This window comes from Bradyrhizobium sp. Kon69 (assembly GCF_055807515.1).
In genome coordinates this window covers 143,003-159,662 of record NZ_JBVVOS010000005.1, presented here as the reverse complement: position 1 = coordinate 159,662, position 16,660 = coordinate 143,003, and the positions used below count along the sequence as shown (strand labels likewise).

Below are 16,660 nucleotides of genomic sequence, written 5' to 3'. Positions count from 1 at the left end.
CGAAATGGAATAATGCCATGACCACCCTCACCGGCGGCGAAGCGATCGTAAGCGGCCTCGTCGCCCATGGCGTCGACACTGTATTCGGCCTGCCCGGCGCGCAAGTCTACGGCCTGTTCGACGCCTTCCACCAGGCCCAGCTCAAGGTGATCGGCGCGCGGCACGAGCAGGCCTGCGGCTATATGGCGTTCGGCTATGCGCGTTCCAGCGGCAGGCCCGGCGTGTTCAGCGTGGTGCCGGGTCCTGGCGTGCTCAACGCCAGCGCCGCGCTGCTCACCGCCTTCGGCTGCAACGAGCCGGTGCTGTGCGTCACCGGCCAGGTGCCGACGCAATTTCTCGGCAAGGGCCGCGGCCATCTGCACGAGATGCCGGACCAGCTCGCGACCTTGCGCACCTATGTGAAATGGGCGGATCGGATCGAATATCCCGGCAACGCACCGACCACCGTCGCGCGCGCCTTCCAGGAGATGACGTCGGGACGACGCGGCCCCGCCTCGGTCGAGATGCCCTGGGACGTCTTTACACAACGCGCTGACACGGCCGCCGCAAAGGTGCTTGAGCCTTTGCCCGCGCCGCAGCCCGACCCTGATATGATCAAGCAGGCGGCCGCGCTGATCAGGAACAGCAAGGCGCCGATGATCTTCGTCGGCAGCGGCGCAATCGAGGCGCGCGAGGAGATTCTCGAACTGGCCGAGATGATCGACGCGCCCGTCGTCGCCTTCCGCAGCGGCCGCGGCATCGTCTCCAATGCACATGAGCTCGGCCTGACCATGGCGGCAGCTTACAAGCTGTGGCCGACAACCGATTTGATGATCGCAATCGGCACGCGCGCCGAGCTGCCGGCGTCGGGCTTCCGCTGGCCGTATCAGCCGAAGGGGCTGAAATCCATTCGTGTCGATATCGATCCGGCCGAGATGCGCCGGCTCGCTTCCGATGTCGCTATCGTCGCCGACGCCAAAGCCGGCACGGCCGATCTCGTCGCAGCCGTGAAGAAGGCCGGCTATGCCAGGACCAGCGGCCGGCGGGGAGAGATCCGCGAGGCCACTGCGAGCGCGCAAGCCGAGATCCAGCGCATCCAGCCGCAGATGGCCTATCTCAACATCCTGCGCGAAGTGCTGCCGGCGAACGCGATCGTGACCGATGAATTGTCGCAGTTCGGCTTCGCCTCCTGGTACGGTTTTCCGATCTACGAGCCGCGCACCTTCATCACGTCAGGCTATCAGGGCACGCTCGGCTCGGGCTTCCCGACCGCGCTCGGCGCCAAGGTCGCCAACCCCGACAAGCCGGTGGTGGCGATCACCGGCGACGGCGGCTTCATGTTCGGCGTGCAGGAGCTTGCCACCGCCGTGCAGTTCAATATCGCCGTGGTGACGCTGGTGTTCAACAACAACGCCTACGGCAATGTCCGCCGCGACCAGCGCGAGCGTTTTGACGGCCGCGTGGTGGCGTCGGACCTGGTCAACCCGGATTTCGTCAAGCTCGCGGAGTCCTTTGGCGTCGCCGCGGCGCGCGTCACCGCGCCGGATCAGTTCAAGGCGGCGATGGAGAAGGCGCTGGCGCATGGCGGGCCGTATCTGATCTCGGTGGAAGTGACGCGGGATTCGGAAGTGAGCCCGTGGGCGTTCATTCACCCGCCGAAGCCTTGAGGTGAACGCCGCCCTGTAGCCGCGCTGCCGCGATCACCAGCAAGCCCGCGCCTGCGACCGCCCAGCAGGCGACCGGGGCCCAGTGCAGCAGCGGCGCGTAGTCAGGCATTTTCTGCAAGCCGCCGGCGACCGCCGCCATTCGCGCGAAGGTCCCGAGTGCGAGCGCCGAGAAGACGAGGCCGGTCACCTTTCCTTCCGCGCCCGTCGAGCCGATGGCCAACGCAGCCGAGATCGCGCTCATCAGCATGCAGCCCCACGCCGCTCCGGCGAGAAACTGCGCGACGATCAGGGTGTTGAGGCTGCCGGCGAATTCGGCCGCAGCAATCGCGACGGCTCCAAGCAGTCCGGCCGCGCCCATCACGATCACGCCGCCACGGTGCTTGACGACGAGGCTTGCCGGAAACATCGCAATATTGAAACCGATCCAGAACACCGGCATCAGCCATTGCAGCTCATCCGGCTTGGCAAAGCGCAGGTAGAACGGCGCGCTGTTCAGAGCGAAGTGCAACTGATAGCCGAGCGCGAGCGCCACCATTGCGACGATGAAGGCGATCGGCACGAGGCCAAGCGGCTTTGCCGCCTCGGCCAGTGTCGGCGGCGCGGTGGCGCGGGCCACCTCGTGCTCGATCCGTGACAGTCCGAGCGCGGTCAACAGCAATACTGCGCTCGATATCACGAAGGGCAGCCGCGCATCGTGCTCGCGCAGCACCACGCCGAGATAGGGCGAGACTGCGCCGGCGACGCCATAGCCGAGCATCGCGAGCGCGGCGAGGAACGGCACCTGCGGCCGGGCGCGGTATCTGCCGAGCAGGGTCAGCGGTGGCGCGCGCAGTGCGGACGAAGTGATCGACCAGACCACGATCAGGGCAATGAACCACCCCTGCGCGGCCACGCCGCGCCCTGCGACGAAGGGCAGCGCGACGAACGCGCCGCAGGAGATCGCGGCCACGAGCCCGACGAAAAGGCCAAGCCTGCCGAGATGGGGAGCGATCTTGTCGGCGGCGATCCCCATCGCGGTGTCAGCGATGGTGAAGATCGCCTGGTCCAGCATCAGGATGAGGATGACGGCCGATGGCGCGATGCCGACCTCAGCCGCGAGCTTGGGCAGATAGATGACGTAGGTGGTCCAGCCAAGCGTGAACGCCAGTTGCAGCACGGCCAGATACAAGCCGGTACGGTTGGCCGCGCCAGTGCCGGCCGAGAGCTGTGTGGTCGCCATATCGCCGTCTCCCCCGCCGGAAGCTTAGACGAGCGGCGGCTGCGAGGAAACGCGTCAGCGGACCTTTCGGAATGTCAAATTGATCCGCTTCCGCCCCAGCAACGCATGCTCGCCGTCGGCCAGCGGCGCGACGCCGTGATAGGCGAGCCGTGACGGCCCGCCCCAGACCACGACATCGCCATGGATCAGCCGGAAGCGGCGCGGCTTGTCGCTGCGTGCCAGGCCGCCGAACAGGAAGGTCGCGGGCAGCCCGAGCGAGACCGAGACGATCGGCGCTGAATAATCCAGCTCGTCCTTGTCCTGATGCAATGACAGCCGCGTGCCGGGCTCGTAGCGGTTCACGAGGCAGGCATCGGGCGCGAAGCCGGCAAAGCCGCCCTGCTCCGCCGCGCGGCGAGCGAGATCGCGGAGCACCGGTGGCATCGCCGGCCACGGCGCGCCGGTCCGCGGATCGACGGGATCATAGCGGTAACCGGTATGATCGGTGATCCAGCCGCGCTCGCCGCAATTGGTCATCGCCACCGACATCAAATGCCCGCCGGGCGTGGTCATGCGCCGGAACGGCGATTGCGCCACGATGGCGCGCACCGCTTCGATCAGCTCGCTCTCGATTGGCTTGACGAAGCCGCGCAGCAGAACGGCGCCGTCGGCGATCTCTTCGCGCGACGGCTGGGCTTCGGCGACATGGTCGAACAAATCCGCCATCAGAGGCAGCGTTTATTTCGCATCGTGAAAGATCACACCTAGTGTGTGGCGCTGGCCAGAGCGAATCCGGCTGACGCCATGGCGCAGGTTAACGCGGTAGGTGCCGCGTGTCCCCTGCGCCGGGCGGTGATGCACGGCAAAAGTAACTGCGTCGCCCTGCGCGAGCGGAACCACTTCGGCGCGGGACTGCATGCGCGGGCGCTGCTCGGTCAGCACGAACTCGCCGCCGGTGAAATCGCGGCCGGGCTCGGACAAGAGGATCGCGACCTGCAGCGGGAACACGTGCTCGCCATAGAGATCCTGATGCAGGCAGTTGAAATCGCCTGCCTCGTATTGCAGCAGCAGCGGCGTCGGCCGCGCTTGGCCTGCCTCGTGGCAGCGCTTCAGGAACGCCGCGTGTTCGGCGGGATAGCGGATGTCGATCCCCATCGCCTCGTTCCAGCGATTGGCGATGCCCTGGAGATGCGCGTAGAGCGCCGGGCGCAATTGCGCGATCAGATCGGGCAGCGGGTAGGAGAAATATTTGTACTCGCCGCGGCCAAAGCCGTGGCGGCCCATGACGATGCGGCTGCGGAAGTTGGCGTCGTCGGGATAGAGCGCGGCGACGGCGCGGCATTGGTCCGGCGTGAGCAGGCCCTTCAGGATAGCGGAGCCCTGGGTGTCGAGTTCGGCGGTGATCTGGGGCCAGTCGAGGGTATCAACGTGGCCGGCGAGGTCGGCTGCCGGAGATTGAGGCGATTTGCGTGCTGTTGCTGTCATGGCACTGACTTTCGCAAGACCGCCCCATCCTCTACCACCCGATTTCCGTCTCTCTCCCCGTCATTGCGAGCAAAGCGGCGAAGCAATCCAGAGTGCCCCCGCGGAACCAGCCTGGATTGCTTCGTCGCAAGAGCTCCTCGCAATGACGGCGGAGAGAGTTCCGCTCGCAATGACGGCGGAGAGACTTTAGCCCCTCACCGGCAGCGTCACCACGTCGTAGCCGTGCTTGATCGTGCGCTTCAGCACGGGGTCTTCCAGCTCGAAATCGAAACGGTCGGCGGGGCGGATACCGCCCTTCGCCGCAAACGTGCCGCCGAACATGGCGCAACCGTCGGGAAATTTCCCTCCCCCGAAGCCACGCGCAATCAAGTCAGCGACCGGCAGCATCGCGTCGAGCGTGCCCTCCTGGTAGAGCACGCGCTCGCCCTTGATCGTGGCCCAGGAGCGCAGGATCATCCTCTCCCAATGGCCGATGACGTCCTCAAGCTCCCACAGCGTGGATGCGATCGGCTTGTCGCACATCTGCTTGGACACCGTGACGCTGTAGGCCTCGACCTTGCGGTCGGTGTGGTCGGAGCCGCAACCGACGAAAATACGCCCCTGCCAGCCGATCAGCACGAATTCGACCTCGCCGCTGGAATCGCCGCCGGTGCACTCGATGCTGTCTTCCATCGTCAGGCGCCGTGCCGAGGCGCGGTAGTAGATCGGCGTCGACGCCGGCGGGGCGATGCCCATCTCTTGCAGCTCTTTGATGTGCTTGTCGCGCGCGACCGGATCGCGGCCGGTCCAGCCGGCGATGACCATCTGGTCGATCGCCAGCGTCAGCGGCGTGGTGGTGTCCTGGGCGTCGACGGTGAAAGTCAGGTCAAACACGAATTACGGCCTCCATGCCGGCAGCAAGCTCGAAGATACGGCGGTCCGATCCGCCCGCGCCCGCCAGCATCAGGCCGACGGGAATCTCGCCCTCGCGATGCGCAGGCAGCGAGATGGCGCAGCCGTCGATCATGTTGATCAGGGTGCAATTGCGGAGCGCCCGCAGGTTTTCCCTGGTGAACGCCTTGTCGTCGGCAAGGTCCGAAATTTTCGGCGGCGTGTTGGCGGTGGTCGGCAGCACCAGCGCGTCATAGGGCGCGATGCGCGCATTGACGCGGGCGATCAGCGAGCGGCGCTCGTGGAGAAGATCGATGTAGTCCGCCGCGCTCTGCGCCTCGCCACGCATGATGCGCACGGAGACTCGGGGATCGTAGACGTCGCCCTTGGACGTGAGGAGGTAGCGATGCCAGGCGTAGCTTTCGGAAGCCGCGAAGCCGCCCTTGGCGTTCATCGGTCCGATGTCGTGGAATTCGGCCATCTCGATGCGCTCGATGATCGCACCGTGATCGGCAAGGCTCTTGAGTGCACGCTCGAATGTCGAGGCCACAGCCGCGTCGAGGTCGTCGAGCGCGATCGTGGTCGGCACCGCCAGCCGCATGCCCTTGACCGGGCGAGGCTTCAGCGGGGCGATCGGCTCGTTCGCGAGCACGGCATCGAGAATGGCACAGCAACTGACCGATCGTGCCAGCGGCCCGATGCTGTCGAGCGAGAACGACAGCGGCACAGCACCGTCGAGCGGCACGCGCCGCTGCGTCGGCTTGTAGCCGACGATGCCGTTATAGGCCGCCGGAATCCGGCAGGAGCCGCCGGTGTCGGTGCCGAGCGCGCCATGCGCCATGCCGTCGAGCACGGAAACCGCGGCGCCCGAGGACGAGCCGCCGGGCACGTGGCCCTCGGCCCGGTTCCAGACGCCCTTTGGCGTGCCGTAATGCGGATTGATGCCGATGCCGGAATAGGCGAACTCGGTCATGTTGGTCCGCCCGATCACGACGAAGCCGGCCTTGCGCAGCCGCGCCACCGTGGGGGCATCCTGTTCGGCCGGCGAGGAATCATCCAGCGCGCGGGAGCCGGCGCGCGTCACCTGGCCCTTGATGTCGAAGAGATCCTTGATCGAGACCGGGATACCGGCGTAGCGCGACGGCGCCGCCTTCACCTTGCGCAAACCGTCCATCGCATCCGCCGCCACGAGCGCGGCGTCCTTGTCGACATGGATGAAGGCGCGCTGCCCCTCGCCGGCCGGATCGGCGATTTTGGCGATGCAAGCCTCGACCAGCTTGCGGGAGGTGGTGCGGCCGCTTTCGAGGTCTTCGGCGAGCTTCTTCAGTGTCGAAAAATCGGGCATGTCTGTCTCACGGAATATTTGCGCGCAATGTATAGCGCTGCCTCAGTTCGACACAAGCATTGTGCGCATGATGGCATGCATGCGCATTGCTGGACCGTTGACGCGCCATGGTCGATTGTCGCATCAAGATCGCAACAGCCGGGCTCAGCTTGGCCTTGGGAGGACCTGCCGAGATGGCCGAACCGCAGCGCGCGCGACCGAAACCGACGCCCGAGACCCAGCATTTCTGGGACGGCACCAAGGCGGGCGAGTTGCGCCTGCAGCGCTGCGACGCCTGCGCGCATGTCTATTTCCCGCCGCGCCCGTTCTGCCCGTCCTGCGCCTCGCGCAAGGTCAGCATCTTCAAAGCGAGCGGCAAGGGCTTTCTCTACAGCTACGTGATCAACCACCGTCCCGCCGCGCCCGGCTTCACGCCGCCTTACGCCATCGCAGTGGTCGAGCTTGCCGAGGGGCCGCGGATGATGAGCAACATCATCGACTGCCCGCAGACGCCGGAGGCGCTCGAGCTCGACATGAAGCTCGAGGTCGCCTTCGAGGCACTCGACGACAAGACCACCCTTCCCGTATTCCGTCCGGCGAAGGGGTAAGCCCATGCGCAGCAATCAGGTTGCCGTCGTCGGCGCGGCCGAGACCACCGAACTCGGTGTCATCCCCAACGTCTCGCAGCTCCAGCTTCACGCGGATGCGGCGCTCAATGCCATTGCCGATGCCGGACTGAAGCTGTCCGACATCGACGGCTTCGCCACCGCCGTCGAAACGCCGCAGCAGGTCTGCCACTATCTCGGCATCAAGCCGACCTGGGTGGACGGCACCTCGGTCGGCGGCTGCTCCTTCATGCTGCACGTCCGCCATGCCGCCGCGGCGATCGAGGCCGGCCTGTGCAAGACCGTGCTGATCACCCATGCCGAGAGCGGCAAGTCGATGATCGGCAAGGCGCCGCGCTCGATTCCCCCTGACAGCCTGCAAGGCCAGTTCGAGGCGCCGTTCGGCGCCTACGGCCCGCCCAGCATGTTCCCGATCCCCGTGCTGCGCTTCATGAAGACCTACGGCATCACGCACGAGCAGCTCGCTTCGGTCGCGGTGGTGCAGCGGGAATGGGCGGCGAAGAATCCGCGCGCGATGATGAAGGATCCGATCACGGTCGCCGACGTCCTCAACTCGCGCATGATCGCCTATCCGTTCCGCCTGCTGCAATGCTGCCTCGTCACCGACGGCGGCGGCGCGCTGATCCTGACCTCGGCGGACCGTGCCAAGGATTTTCCGCGCAAGCCGGTCTACATCATGGGCACCGGCGAGAGCGTGGAGACGCCGATGGTCAGCCAAATGGAGACTTTTAATTCCTCGCGCGCGTTCAAGACCGCCGGTCCTCTCGCCTTCAAGGAAGCCGGGATCGCGCATAAGGACGTCGACCATCTCATGATCTACGACGCCTTTGCGCATCTGCCGCTGTTCGGCCTCGGCGATCTCGGCTTCATGCCGCACGAGGAGACCGGCAAGTTCATCGCCGACGGCAATACGCGGCCGGGCGGCAAGCTTCCGCTCAACACCAATGGCGGCGGATTGAGCTACATGCATTCGGGCATGTACGGCATGTATGCGCTCCAGGAGAGCGTGCGGCAGATGCGCGGTATCGCACCGGCGCAGGTGCCGAATGCAAAGATTTCGGTGTGCCACGGCGTCGGCGGCATGTTCGCCGCGTCGGGCACGATCGTGTTTACGAACGAGAGGTAATGAGCTGCTCGCCTCTCCCTCTCCCCGTTCTTACGGGGAGAGGGTTGGGGTGAGGGGCTGCTTCCACACACTCTGACTCGCGGAGAGTCCCCCCTCACCCGGATCGCATCTTCGATGCGATCCGACCTCTCCCCGCAAGCGGGGCGAGGTAAGACAACAGGAGAATCCACATGAGCAAATCACTGCAAGACAAGGTTATCATCGTCACCGGCGCAGGCCGCGGCATCGGGCGGGAGATCGCGCTGCTGTGCGCTGGCGAAGGCGCCAAGGTCGTCGTCAACGATCCCGGCGTCGCCGCTGACGGCGCCGGCACCAGCGCCGCGCCCGCCGAGGAAGTGGTCGAGGAGATCAAGAAGCGCGGCGGCACCGCCGTCGCCAATTTCGAGTCGGTGGCCGAAGCCATCCCCGCCAGCAAGATCGTGAAGACCGCGACCGATCATTTCGGCCGGCTCGACGGCGTGGTCAACAATGCCGGCATTTTGCGCGACATGATCTTCCACAAGATGAGCGTGGAAGCGTTCGAGGCCGTCATCAAGGTGCATTTGATGGGCTCGTTCTACGTCAGCCACGCCGCAGCGCGAATCTTCCGCGAGCAGGAGTCCGGATCGTTCGTGCACTTCACCTCGACCTCCGGCCTGATCGGCAACTTTGGCCAAGCCAATTACGCCGCCGCCAAGCTCGGCATCGTCGGCCTGTCGAAGTCGATTGCGCTCGACATGGGTCGCTTCAACGTCCGTTCCAACTGCGTCTCGCCGTTCGCCTGGACCCGCATGATCGGCACCATCCCGACCGAGACCGAAGCCGAGAAGGCGCGGGTCGAGAAGATCAAGCAGATGGGACCGGAGAAGATCGCGCCGGTCTGCGCCTATCTGCTCTCCGACGCGGCCAAGGACGTCTCCGGGCAGATCTTTGGCGCACGCATGAACGAGCTGTTCCTGTTCAGCCAGAACCGTCCGCTGCGCTCGGTGCATCGCAGCGAAGGCTGGACGCCGCAATCGATCGCGGAACACGGCATGCCGGCGCTGAAGGGCTCGTTCTACAAGCTCGACCGCTCCGCCGATATCTTCCCGTGGGATCCCGTGTAAGGAATCCCGTCTGGCCGCATTTCCGGCATTTCTGCCCTGCGATCTCCGGTTATCTGAGTCCGGAGATCGCTCCGCTTTACGCCCGATTGCTGGCGGATCATTTCCTCCCAACACAACTTTGGGAGGAAACCATGACAAGAATACTGACCAACTCCGACGACACGACTGCAAGCAGCGGCCTCGCCCGCCGTACGCTGCTCAAGGGCGCCGCGACCGTCGCCGCATCGGCCCTGCTCGCCTCACGCGCGGACGCCCGCGACTTCGGCGCCAACGCCGAGCCGCAGCGCTATCCCGATCCTGACATCATCGCCATCGACCCCAAGCGCTTCAAGGCCAAGGTCGGCAACACCGCAATCAAGCGGCTCTACACCGGCTGCCTGTGGGCGGAAGGGCCGGCGTGGAATGCGCAAGGGCAATATCTGGTCTGGAGCGACATCCCGGCCAACCGGCAGCTGCGCTACCTCGATGACGACGGTCATATCTCCGAGCAGTTCCACAAGCCGTCGAACGAAGCCAACGGCAACTCGTTCGACACCGAGGGGCGCCAGCTCAGTGCCGAGCGCACCCGGCTCGTCCGCTACGAGCACGACGGTTCGGTGACGACGCTGGCCGAGCAGGCCGGCGGCAAGCCGCTCAACGGTCCCAACGACATGGTGGTGCATCCCAACGACAAGGCGATCTGGTTCACCGATCCCGGCTATGGCGCGATCAGCATCTACGAGGGCAAGCTTGCCAATACCGGCTCGCTGCAGCCGTATCAGAAGGAAGCGGTTTATCGCATTGATCCGCAGAGCGGCCAGGTCGCGAAGGTCGCCGACGAGCCGTTCAAGCCGAACGGCATCGCTTTCAGTCACGACTACAAGAAGCTCTATGTCTGCGACACCGGCATCACGCATTATCCCGAAGCCAAGAACGTGGTGTGGTCGTACGACATCGATGGGGCGAAGCTGTCGAACCCGAAGAAGCTGATCGACATGACGCTCGACGGCAAGTCAGGCTTCCCCGACGGGCTGCGCGTCGACACCGAGGGCAACATCTGGGTCGGCGCCGGCTGGGTCGGACCCGGCTATGACGGCGTGCAGGTGTTCGCGCCGAACGACGGCGCGCGCATCGGGCAGATCCTGTTGCCCGAGACCTGCGCCAATGTCTGCTTCGGCGGCAAGAAGCGCAACCGCCTGTTCATGACCGCGAGCCAGTCGCTCTATGCGGTGTATGTGGAAACGCAGGGCGCGCATTTCTGTTGAGGGGACACCGCCCTCTCCACTCGTCATGGCCGGGCTTGTCCCGGCCATCCACGACTTGACGCGCGGCACTGAGAACGTGGATGCCCGGGACAAGCCCGGGCATGACGACTGAGGATGTGGCCGCCGTGAACTACCCCGTGTTCCTCAGCCCCGCCGAGATCCCGTTGATCGTCAGCTGAATCCCGCGCAGCACCTGCTCATCCGGGTTCTGCGCGCGATGCTCTTTCAGCAGCTCGACCTGCACGTGGTTGAGCGGGTCGAGATAGGGGAAGCGGTGACGCACCGAGCGCTCCAGCAGCGGGTTGCCTTGCAGCAGCCGGTCCTGGCCCATGATGTCCAGCAGCGTCTCGATGCAGGAATGCCATTCGCGGCGGATGCGGCCGAAGATTTTTTCGCGGAGCGCCTCGTCGGGCACGAGCTCGGCATAGCGCGAGGCGATCGCGATCGAGCTTTTCGCCAGCACCATGTCCATGTTCGACAAGAGCATGCGGAAGAACGGCCATTCCTTGTAGAGCTCTTTGAGGAACGGCATGCCCTTGTCGGGATGCTCCGCGATCCATTGCTCGACGGCGCTGCCAAAGCCGTACCAGCCGGGCAGCATCAGGCGGCATTGCGCCCAGGAGAACACCCAGGGGATCGCCCGCAAATCCTCGATCGCGCGGGTCTTCTTGCGCGAGGCCGGACGGCTGCCGATGTTGAGCGTCGCGATCTCGTTGATGACGGTGGACGCCCAGAAATAATCGACGAAGCCCTCGGTCTCGTAGACGAGGCCGCGGTAGGCCTTGAAGGCGAGACTTGAAAGCTCGTCCATCGCGGTCAGATATTCGCGACGCGGCGCGCTCTGGCGCGGATGCAACAGGCTCGCCTCCAGAGTCGCGGCGGCAAGGATCTCCAGATTGTTGCGGCCAACTTCGGCGTTGGAATATTTCGACGAGATGATCTCGCCCTGCTCGGTGATGCGGATCTGGCCGTTCACCGCACCACCTGGCTGGGCGACGATGGCATCGTAGCTCGGGCCGCCGCCGCGGCCGACCGAACCGCCGCGGCCATGGAACAGACGCAGGCGCACGCCGTGGCGCTCGAACACATCGACGAGGCCGATCTCAGCCTTGTAGAGCTCCCAGCCCGAAGTGACGAAGCCGCCGTCCTTGTTCGAGTCGGAATAGCCCAGCATGACCTCCTGCACGCTGCCGCGGCTGTCGACCAGCCGGCGGTAATCGTGCAGCGAGAGCATGCGGTCCATGATGGTGGAAGACGCCTGCAAATCCTCGATGGTTTCGAACAGCGGCACGATGTTGATGGCGCTGCGCCCGGAGGGATGCACCAGCCCCACCTCCTTCAGCAGCACCGCGACCTCGAGCATGTCGGACATGCTCTTGCACATCGAGATGATGCATTGGGGGATGGCATCCGAGCCGAACTTCGCGTGCGCCTCCGCGGCCGCATGGAAGACATTGAGCTCGCCCATGGTCTCGTCGCTGTATTTGACGAATGGCGACACCAGCGAGCGCGTCGAGCGCAGCTCGTTGGTGAGCAGCGAGATGCGCGCGTCCTCGCCGAGCGCGAGATAGGACATGCCGGGGTTGGCGGCGTCCATCAGCTCGGCAATGGTGCGCTCGTGCACCGCCGAATTCTGCCGGATATCGAGCCGGGCCAGATGGAATCCGAAGCAGTCCACCGCACGGCGCAGCCGCCGCAGCCGGCCGCGGGCGATGACGCCGGCGTTGTTGGAGATCAGCGAGCGGTGCAGCACGTCGAGATCGGCCTTGAACTCCCCGACGCTGTCATACGGCGCGCCCTTGCCGACCGGCCGGCGCGTGATCTCGACCTGAAGCATTTCGGCCGTTGCGGTCAGGCGCGCATAGATGCCAGAGACCGCGAGGCGATACGGCTCGCCGCTCCGGTGCGGCGAGGTATCGGGCGAGCGCTCCGCCAGCGTGCGCAGCTCCTCGGAGACGTCGGCGAGATGCGCTGCGATCGACAGCTCGGAGCCGAGCACATGCAGCTCATTGAGATAGAATTGCATCACCCGGCTCGACTGCAGCCGCAGCGTGCCGCGCATCACGTCGGCGGTGACGAAGGGATTGCCGTCGCGGTCGCCGCCGATCCAGCTGCCCATGCGCAGGAACGAGGCGAGCTCGCCGGCCGCCTGCTCGCCGCCCTCCTCCAGCCGGTCCTCGAGCGTGTTGACCAGCCGCGGCACCTCGCGCAGAAACGTGTAATCGTAGAACGACAGGCCGTTGGCGACCTCGTCGAGCACGGTGAGCTTGGTCCGGCGCAGCAGGTTGGTCTGCCACAGCGTCAGCACCTCGCGGCGGAGCTGCTCGTCGCTGGCGGCGGCCTCCTCCGCCGTCAGCGCGACGCGCTCGCGACGATCGAGCAGGGCGGCGACCTCCATCTCGCGGTCCATCGTGCTCTTGCGGCGGACCTCGGTCGGATGCGCGGTCAGGACCGGGCTGACCAGCGCGCTCTTGAAGAAATTGCGCAGGGCATCGGCGCCGATGCCCGCCGCCCTGGCATGGGCAAGCGTCTCGGCCAGCACGCCGGAGCCGCCGCCTTTGTTGGCGCGCATCTGACGGATGTTGTTCTGATCCTCGGCGATGTTGGCGAGGTGGGAGAAATAGCTGAAGGCGCGGACGATCCGCACGGTCTCCGAAGTCGACATGCTGTCGAGGATCTGTTCGAGCTCGCGACGGGCGAGCCGGTCCTCATCGCGGTGGAATCGGATCGAGGTCTGCCGGATGCGCTCGACCAGATCGAACAATTCAGGCCCCTCCTGGTCGCGCACGGTGTCGCCGAGGATGCGCCCGAGCAGGCGGATATCGTCTCGCAGCCGCGCATCTGCCTCCAGCGCCAGGACGTCCTCGGGGCGGTTGGGGCGCTGATCGGCGCTGTCGGATGATATGGTCTGGAGGGACATTGGCTCGCTCCCCTTGTCGAGCTCACTTGATTGCCCGGCTCAGCCGAGTGTGCAAGTTTTTTGCCGCAGCGCAAGATGAAGTTGGGGGCGGCGCGGCAACATCACCGATCATGGGTGGGAATGCGCCTTGCTGACGGGCGCAGACATACATTCGCGGTCTCGCGGCGCGAGCGCCCGAGTTTTGCTGTCCGTTTCGCCCTCATCGCAAAGGAAGGGCGCAGGGAAGGCCGGGCGCCGGCTGGCACCCAGGGTCCGCACGCGAAAAACGCACGCGGGGGTGACCACAGGTGATGCCGGAACATCCGGCCTTCCCTGCGCAATGGTTTTACGGCTTATGGCGCGCTCTCCCCAGGGAGCGATGCACTATTGCCCCCGTCGCCTTGCGGATGAACGATGCGCGCACCCGGTCGGGCCGCACATCACCGCAAGCCTTGACGCACAGACCCCGGGCGTCAGGACCACACGCTTTTGCCGTCCGCGGACGTCCCTCCCCGGACCTCCGGAAGCTTGCGCGTGCTCGCTCCCGAAGCCGAAAAGAACCGCTGTGACCGCGCCGGGTCGTTCGCGCGGATCGCGATGGCTCACGGGGGTCGCCCGCCCTGCCACCTCGTCACGCGCCGGCGCTGCCGCGTCCATCGCGTCCCGGCTCACGTATCGTGACGATCGCGAAACGCCCTTTTTAGCGGGCCGGGATGCTTTGCGGTTTACCCGAAGAGATGAATTCGGTCAATCAGAATATTAGACGGTCTTGTGCTTGACGTGCATGTGGCGTGTTTTGCCCGTCAGGCAACGCGAGGGATGGTGGACGCGGTGCCTGAGCGTGTGTCGGCTCTGGTACTGTGAAGCTGCAATCTCCCACTCTGCCATTTCCAAGCGGCCCGTCCCCCACGGATTTGCTTGAATCGCGCATTTTGATAAGCACTCAGCATGGGAACGCTGACAGTCGAGAACCGAACTGTGAAATATCGATGGGCGAGCGATGTCGACTTTGACGGCATTCGTATGGAAATCCTTTCGGACGACGGGGGTGTGCTCTTTGATGTTAGCGTGCCCGATGACGGTCCAATCACCATCAACACGTTCGGCAAGGAAGTTGCAGCATCTCTGATCGATACAGCAATCCAAGTCGCGCGTCGTTCAAGGTAGAACGTTCTCGCATGCGCTCTACCCGTCCTACGAGCTGAGCAAGCGCCTCGTCCTTCGAGACGACCGCTTCGCGGTCTCCTCAGGATGAGGCTGAGCCACGTCGGGTTTCGTTGAAATTGCAGCGCGTAGGGTGGGTTGAGCCGTTACGAAACCCATCATGCCCCGTCATCGGCGGACGGATTGATGAGTTTCGCTCACGCTCTATCCTTCCTACGAACTGACAGTGTGCTTATCGCCTTCCCGTCAAATCATGCTCGCCATGCCGAGCGCGCGAAGGAGATCGTTCTGGATCGGGGCGACGGCCTCGTTCAGGCGCTCGACGCCGAAATCCATGCCTTCGGGCATCACGACCGTCCGCAGAGGCCGCCGTTCCGTGGCCTCGACCAGCTGCGCGATTGCATTCGCGACGCGCTGGGGCTGTGGCGGATTCTGCGGATCGTTTCCATCGTTGGAGTGCTGCTTGATCTGACCTGGGATCGCGGCAACACCGCCATAGGTTTTCAGCACGGCCTGGTCGGATGCTTCCGGGCTGGACGGAAGAAGGTTGCTCGGGAACGGGCCTGGCTCGACGATGACCGAATCGACGCCGAAGCTCGAAAGCTCGTAGCGATAGGCTTCCGCAAGCGCTTCGAGCGCGAACTTGCTGGCGGAATAGACACCGAAGAACGGGAAGACCACCCGACCCATGAGCGACGTGACATGGACGAGGACGCCGCTGCCGGCGGCCCGCATGTGCGGCAGAACGGCACGATCGGTGCGAACGGCGCCGAAGAAGTTCACGGCGAACTGCGCTTCGATATCCTTGACGGTATAGGCTTCCGTGACGCCGACGGGCATCATTCCGGCGTTGTTGACCAGGGCATCGACCCTGCCGTGCTGCCGGATGACATCCGCGGTCGCGGCGTTGACGGATTGTTCGTCGGCGACGTCCATCTCGAGGACCTGGAGCGCACGCCCTTCAGCCTTTGCCACTTCGACAAGCACGTCGCGAACACGGCTATTTCTTCCTGCGACATCGCGCATGGTAGCAACCACCGTGTGCCCCCGCCTTGCGAGTTCCAAGGCGGTGAGTTTTCCAAAACCACTGCTCGCACCCGTCACAACCACAACTTTTCCGCTCATCTCATGATCTTTCTCTGAAATCCAAGGGACGACGGGTGTATAGACAGACCTGTATGTCTTTGCAATCTCTAAGTTGACAGAATAGTCTGTCCAGTGACGCAAACGGCTGGGTTAAGGACGATCGATGGGCACGGTGCTTGATTTCGTGGACGTGGATATTCAACCGCTCGATGCGCTCGCCCCGCGCGAGCGCATTTTGAAGACGGCGTCCGACCTGTTTTACCGGTTCAGCATCAACTCTGTCGGAATCGACCGGATCATCGCCGAAAGCGGCGTGGCCAAGATGACGTTCTACAAGCACTTTCCCTCGAAGGCCGACCTCATCGCCACCTACCTGCGCTACAAGAGCGCCGTTTGGTTTCAGATGCTTTCGACCTCCACCGAGCGAGCCGGTCTCACGCCAGTGGAGCGCGTTCTCGCTGTTTTCGATGCACTCGAACAACCGCTCCTTGCGCCTTCGTTCCGCGGCTGTCCGTTCGCGAAAGGCATGGCCGAATTCGGCCCGGAGGCAAACTCGCCGGGCGTAGAGGCGACCATCGCAGCGTATTTTTTGAAGTTGCACGACTTCGTTGCGTTACTCATTGAGCCCTTGTCATTGAGCAAACCCGAAAGGGCCGTGATCCAGATCCTGTCGCTGTTCGAAGGCTCGCTCGTGATCGCACAGTCAACGCGTGATCCCGCCATCGTCGAGGCTAACCGCGAGGCAGCCAGAGTGTTGTTGGAACAAGGGATCGCATCGTCGTCTTAATCTGGAGCCCTTGCGAAACCCATCATGCTTCGACATCGGCAAACGGACTGATGGGTTTCGCTGACGCTCTACCCATTCTGCGAGCTTAGTTGGTGATCAAGCTCCCGGATGTGCTTCGCG

At 64.6% G+C, this 16,660-nt stretch carries 14 protein-coding genes; 7 read left to right on the top strand and 7 right to left on the bottom strand.

All coding sequences use genetic code 11. The features are described 5' to 3' along the window. The first annotated feature begins 17 nt into the window (after positions 1-17). A complete protein-coding gene (locus AC0L3U_RS09020) occupies positions 18-1,646 on the top strand; it encodes a thiamine pyrophosphate-dependent enzyme (RefSeq protein WP_473288852.1) in 1,629 nt (542 codons plus the stop codon). On the opposite strand, the gene AC0L3U_RS09015 is transcribed toward AC0L3U_RS09020, so the two are convergent. The 5 genes from AC0L3U_RS09015 to AC0L3U_RS08995 form a co-directional block, all read right to left on the bottom strand. After that, the gene (locus AC0L3U_RS09015; protein WP_473361481.1) at positions 1,624-2,865 is read right to left on the bottom strand and encodes an MFS transporter; all 1,242 of its coding nucleotides are present in this window, start codon (positions 2,863-2,865) and stop codon (positions 1,624-1,626) included. The genes AC0L3U_RS09020 and AC0L3U_RS09015 overlap by 23 nt on opposite strands. 54 nt (positions 2,866-2,919) lie before the next feature. After that, entirely contained in the window at positions 2,920-3,573 is a 654-nt protein-coding gene (alkB, locus tag AC0L3U_RS09010; RefSeq protein ID WP_473361600.1) for a DNA oxidative demethylase AlkB, read from the bottom strand. A 9-nt stretch (positions 3,574-3,582) separates the two neighbouring features. Further along, complete coding sequence (locus AC0L3U_RS09005) at positions 3,583-4,329, bottom strand: 2OG-Fe(II) oxygenase (protein WP_473361480.1); 747 nt, start codon at positions 4,327-4,329, stop codon at positions 3,583-3,585. A gap of 186 nt (positions 4,330-4,515) precedes the next feature. Beyond that, the gene (locus AC0L3U_RS09000) at positions 4,516-5,202 is read right to left on the bottom strand and encodes a DUF2848 domain-containing protein (RefSeq protein WP_473361479.1); all 687 of its coding nucleotides are present in this window, start codon (positions 5,200-5,202) and stop codon (positions 4,516-4,518) included. Further along, complete coding sequence (locus AC0L3U_RS08995; RefSeq protein ID WP_473361478.1) at positions 5,195-6,544, bottom strand: amidase; 1,350 nt, start codon at positions 6,542-6,544, stop codon at positions 5,195-5,197. Before AC0L3U_RS08995 ends, AC0L3U_RS09000 begins: the two co-directional genes overlap by 8 nt. A 173-nt stretch (positions 6,545-6,717) precedes the next feature. Between AC0L3U_RS08995 and AC0L3U_RS08990 the strand changes: the two genes are divergently transcribed. The 4 genes from AC0L3U_RS08990 to AC0L3U_RS08975 all read left to right on the top strand — a co-directional run bounded on the left by AC0L3U_RS08990 (position 6,718) and on the right by AC0L3U_RS08975 (position 10,604). Next, entirely contained in the window at positions 6,718-7,131 is a 414-nt protein-coding gene (locus AC0L3U_RS08990) for a Zn-ribbon domain-containing OB-fold protein (protein ID WP_473361477.1), read from the top strand. Positions 7,132-7,135: 4 nt separating this feature from the next. Then, a complete protein-coding gene (locus AC0L3U_RS08985; RefSeq protein WP_473361476.1) occupies positions 7,136-8,275 on the top strand; it encodes a thiolase C-terminal domain-containing protein in 1,140 nt (379 codons plus the stop codon). Between the two features lie 170 nt (positions 8,276-8,445). Next, positions 8,446-9,360, top strand: a complete 915-nt coding sequence (locus tag AC0L3U_RS08980; RefSeq protein WP_247288650.1) for an SDR family oxidoreductase — start codon at positions 8,446-8,448, stop codon at positions 9,358-9,360. Positions 9,361-9,491: 131 nt separating this feature from the next. Further along, entirely contained in the window at positions 9,492-10,604 is a 1,113-nt protein-coding gene (locus AC0L3U_RS08975) for an SMP-30/gluconolactonase/LRE family protein (RefSeq protein ID WP_473361475.1), read from the top strand. A gap of 130 nt (positions 10,605-10,734) precedes the next feature. Here the strand turns inward: AC0L3U_RS08975 and ppc are convergent, their stop codons facing one another. Continuing rightward, positions 10,735-13,524 (bottom strand): phosphoenolpyruvate carboxylase, encoded by a 2,790-nt coding sequence (ppc, locus tag AC0L3U_RS08970; protein WP_473361474.1) that lies wholly within the window; start codon positions 13,522-13,524, stop codon positions 10,735-10,737. 927 nt (positions 13,525-14,451) lie between these two features. On the opposite strand from ppc, the gene AC0L3U_RS08965 reads away from it, so the two are divergent. Beyond that, entirely contained in the window at positions 14,452-14,670 is a 219-nt protein-coding gene (locus AC0L3U_RS08965; RefSeq protein WP_027516815.1) for a hypothetical protein, read from the top strand. 243 nt (positions 14,671-14,913) lie between these two features. Here the strand turns inward: AC0L3U_RS08965 and AC0L3U_RS08960 are convergent, their stop codons facing one another. Beyond that, positions 14,914-15,792 (bottom strand): SDR family oxidoreductase, encoded by an 879-nt coding sequence (locus AC0L3U_RS08960; protein ID WP_473361473.1) that lies wholly within the window; start codon positions 15,790-15,792, stop codon positions 14,914-14,916. Between the two features lie 124 nt (positions 15,793-15,916). Between AC0L3U_RS08960 and AC0L3U_RS08955 the strand changes: the two genes are divergently transcribed. After that, a complete protein-coding gene (locus AC0L3U_RS08955) occupies positions 15,917-16,540 on the top strand; it encodes a TetR/AcrR family transcriptional regulator (protein WP_473288860.1) in 624 nt (207 codons plus the stop codon). The last annotated feature ends 120 nt before the right edge of the window (positions 16,541-16,660 follow it).

Bases quoted from the DNA above. Each gene is read 5' to 3' on its own strand.
- AC0L3U_RS09020 (WP_473288852.1), top strand. From the start codon at position 18: ATGACCACCCTCACCGGCGGCGAAGCGATCGTAAGCGGCCTCGTCGCC.
- AC0L3U_RS09015 (WP_473361481.1), bottom strand. From the start codon at position 2,865: ATGGCGACCACACAGCTCTCGGCCGGCACTGGCGCGGCCAACCGTACC.
- AC0L3U_RS09005 (WP_473361480.1), bottom strand. From the start codon at position 4,329: ATGACAGCAACAGCACGCAAATCGCCTCAATCTCCGGCAGCCGACCTC.
- AC0L3U_RS08995 (WP_473361478.1), bottom strand. From the start codon at position 6,544: ATGCCCGATTTTTCGACACTGAAGAAGCTCGCCGAAGACCTCGAAAGC.
- AC0L3U_RS08990 (WP_473361477.1), top strand. From the start codon at position 6,718: ATGGCCGAACCGCAGCGCGCGCGACCGAAACCGACGCCCGAGACCCAG.
- AC0L3U_RS08985 (WP_473361476.1), top strand. From the start codon at position 7,136: ATGCGCAGCAATCAGGTTGCCGTCGTCGGCGCGGCCGAGACCACCGAA.
- AC0L3U_RS08980 (WP_247288650.1), top strand. From the start codon at position 8,446: ATGAGCAAATCACTGCAAGACAAGGTTATCATCGTCACCGGCGCAGGC.
- AC0L3U_RS08975 (WP_473361475.1), top strand. From the start codon at position 9,492: ATGACAAGAATACTGACCAACTCCGACGACACGACTGCAAGCAGCGGC.
- ppc (WP_473361474.1), bottom strand. From the start codon at position 13,524: ATGTCCCTCCAGACCATATCATCCGACAGCGCCGATCAGCGCCCCAAC.
- AC0L3U_RS08965 (WP_027516815.1), top strand. From the start codon at position 14,452: ATGGGAACGCTGACAGTCGAGAACCGAACTGTGAAATATCGATGGGCG.
- AC0L3U_RS08960 (WP_473361473.1), bottom strand. From the start codon at position 15,792: ATGAGCGGAAAAGTTGTGGTTGTGACGGGTGCGAGCAGTGGTTTTGGA.
- AC0L3U_RS08955 (WP_473288860.1), top strand. From the start codon at position 15,917: ATGGGCACGGTGCTTGATTTCGTGGACGTGGATATTCAACCGCTCGAT.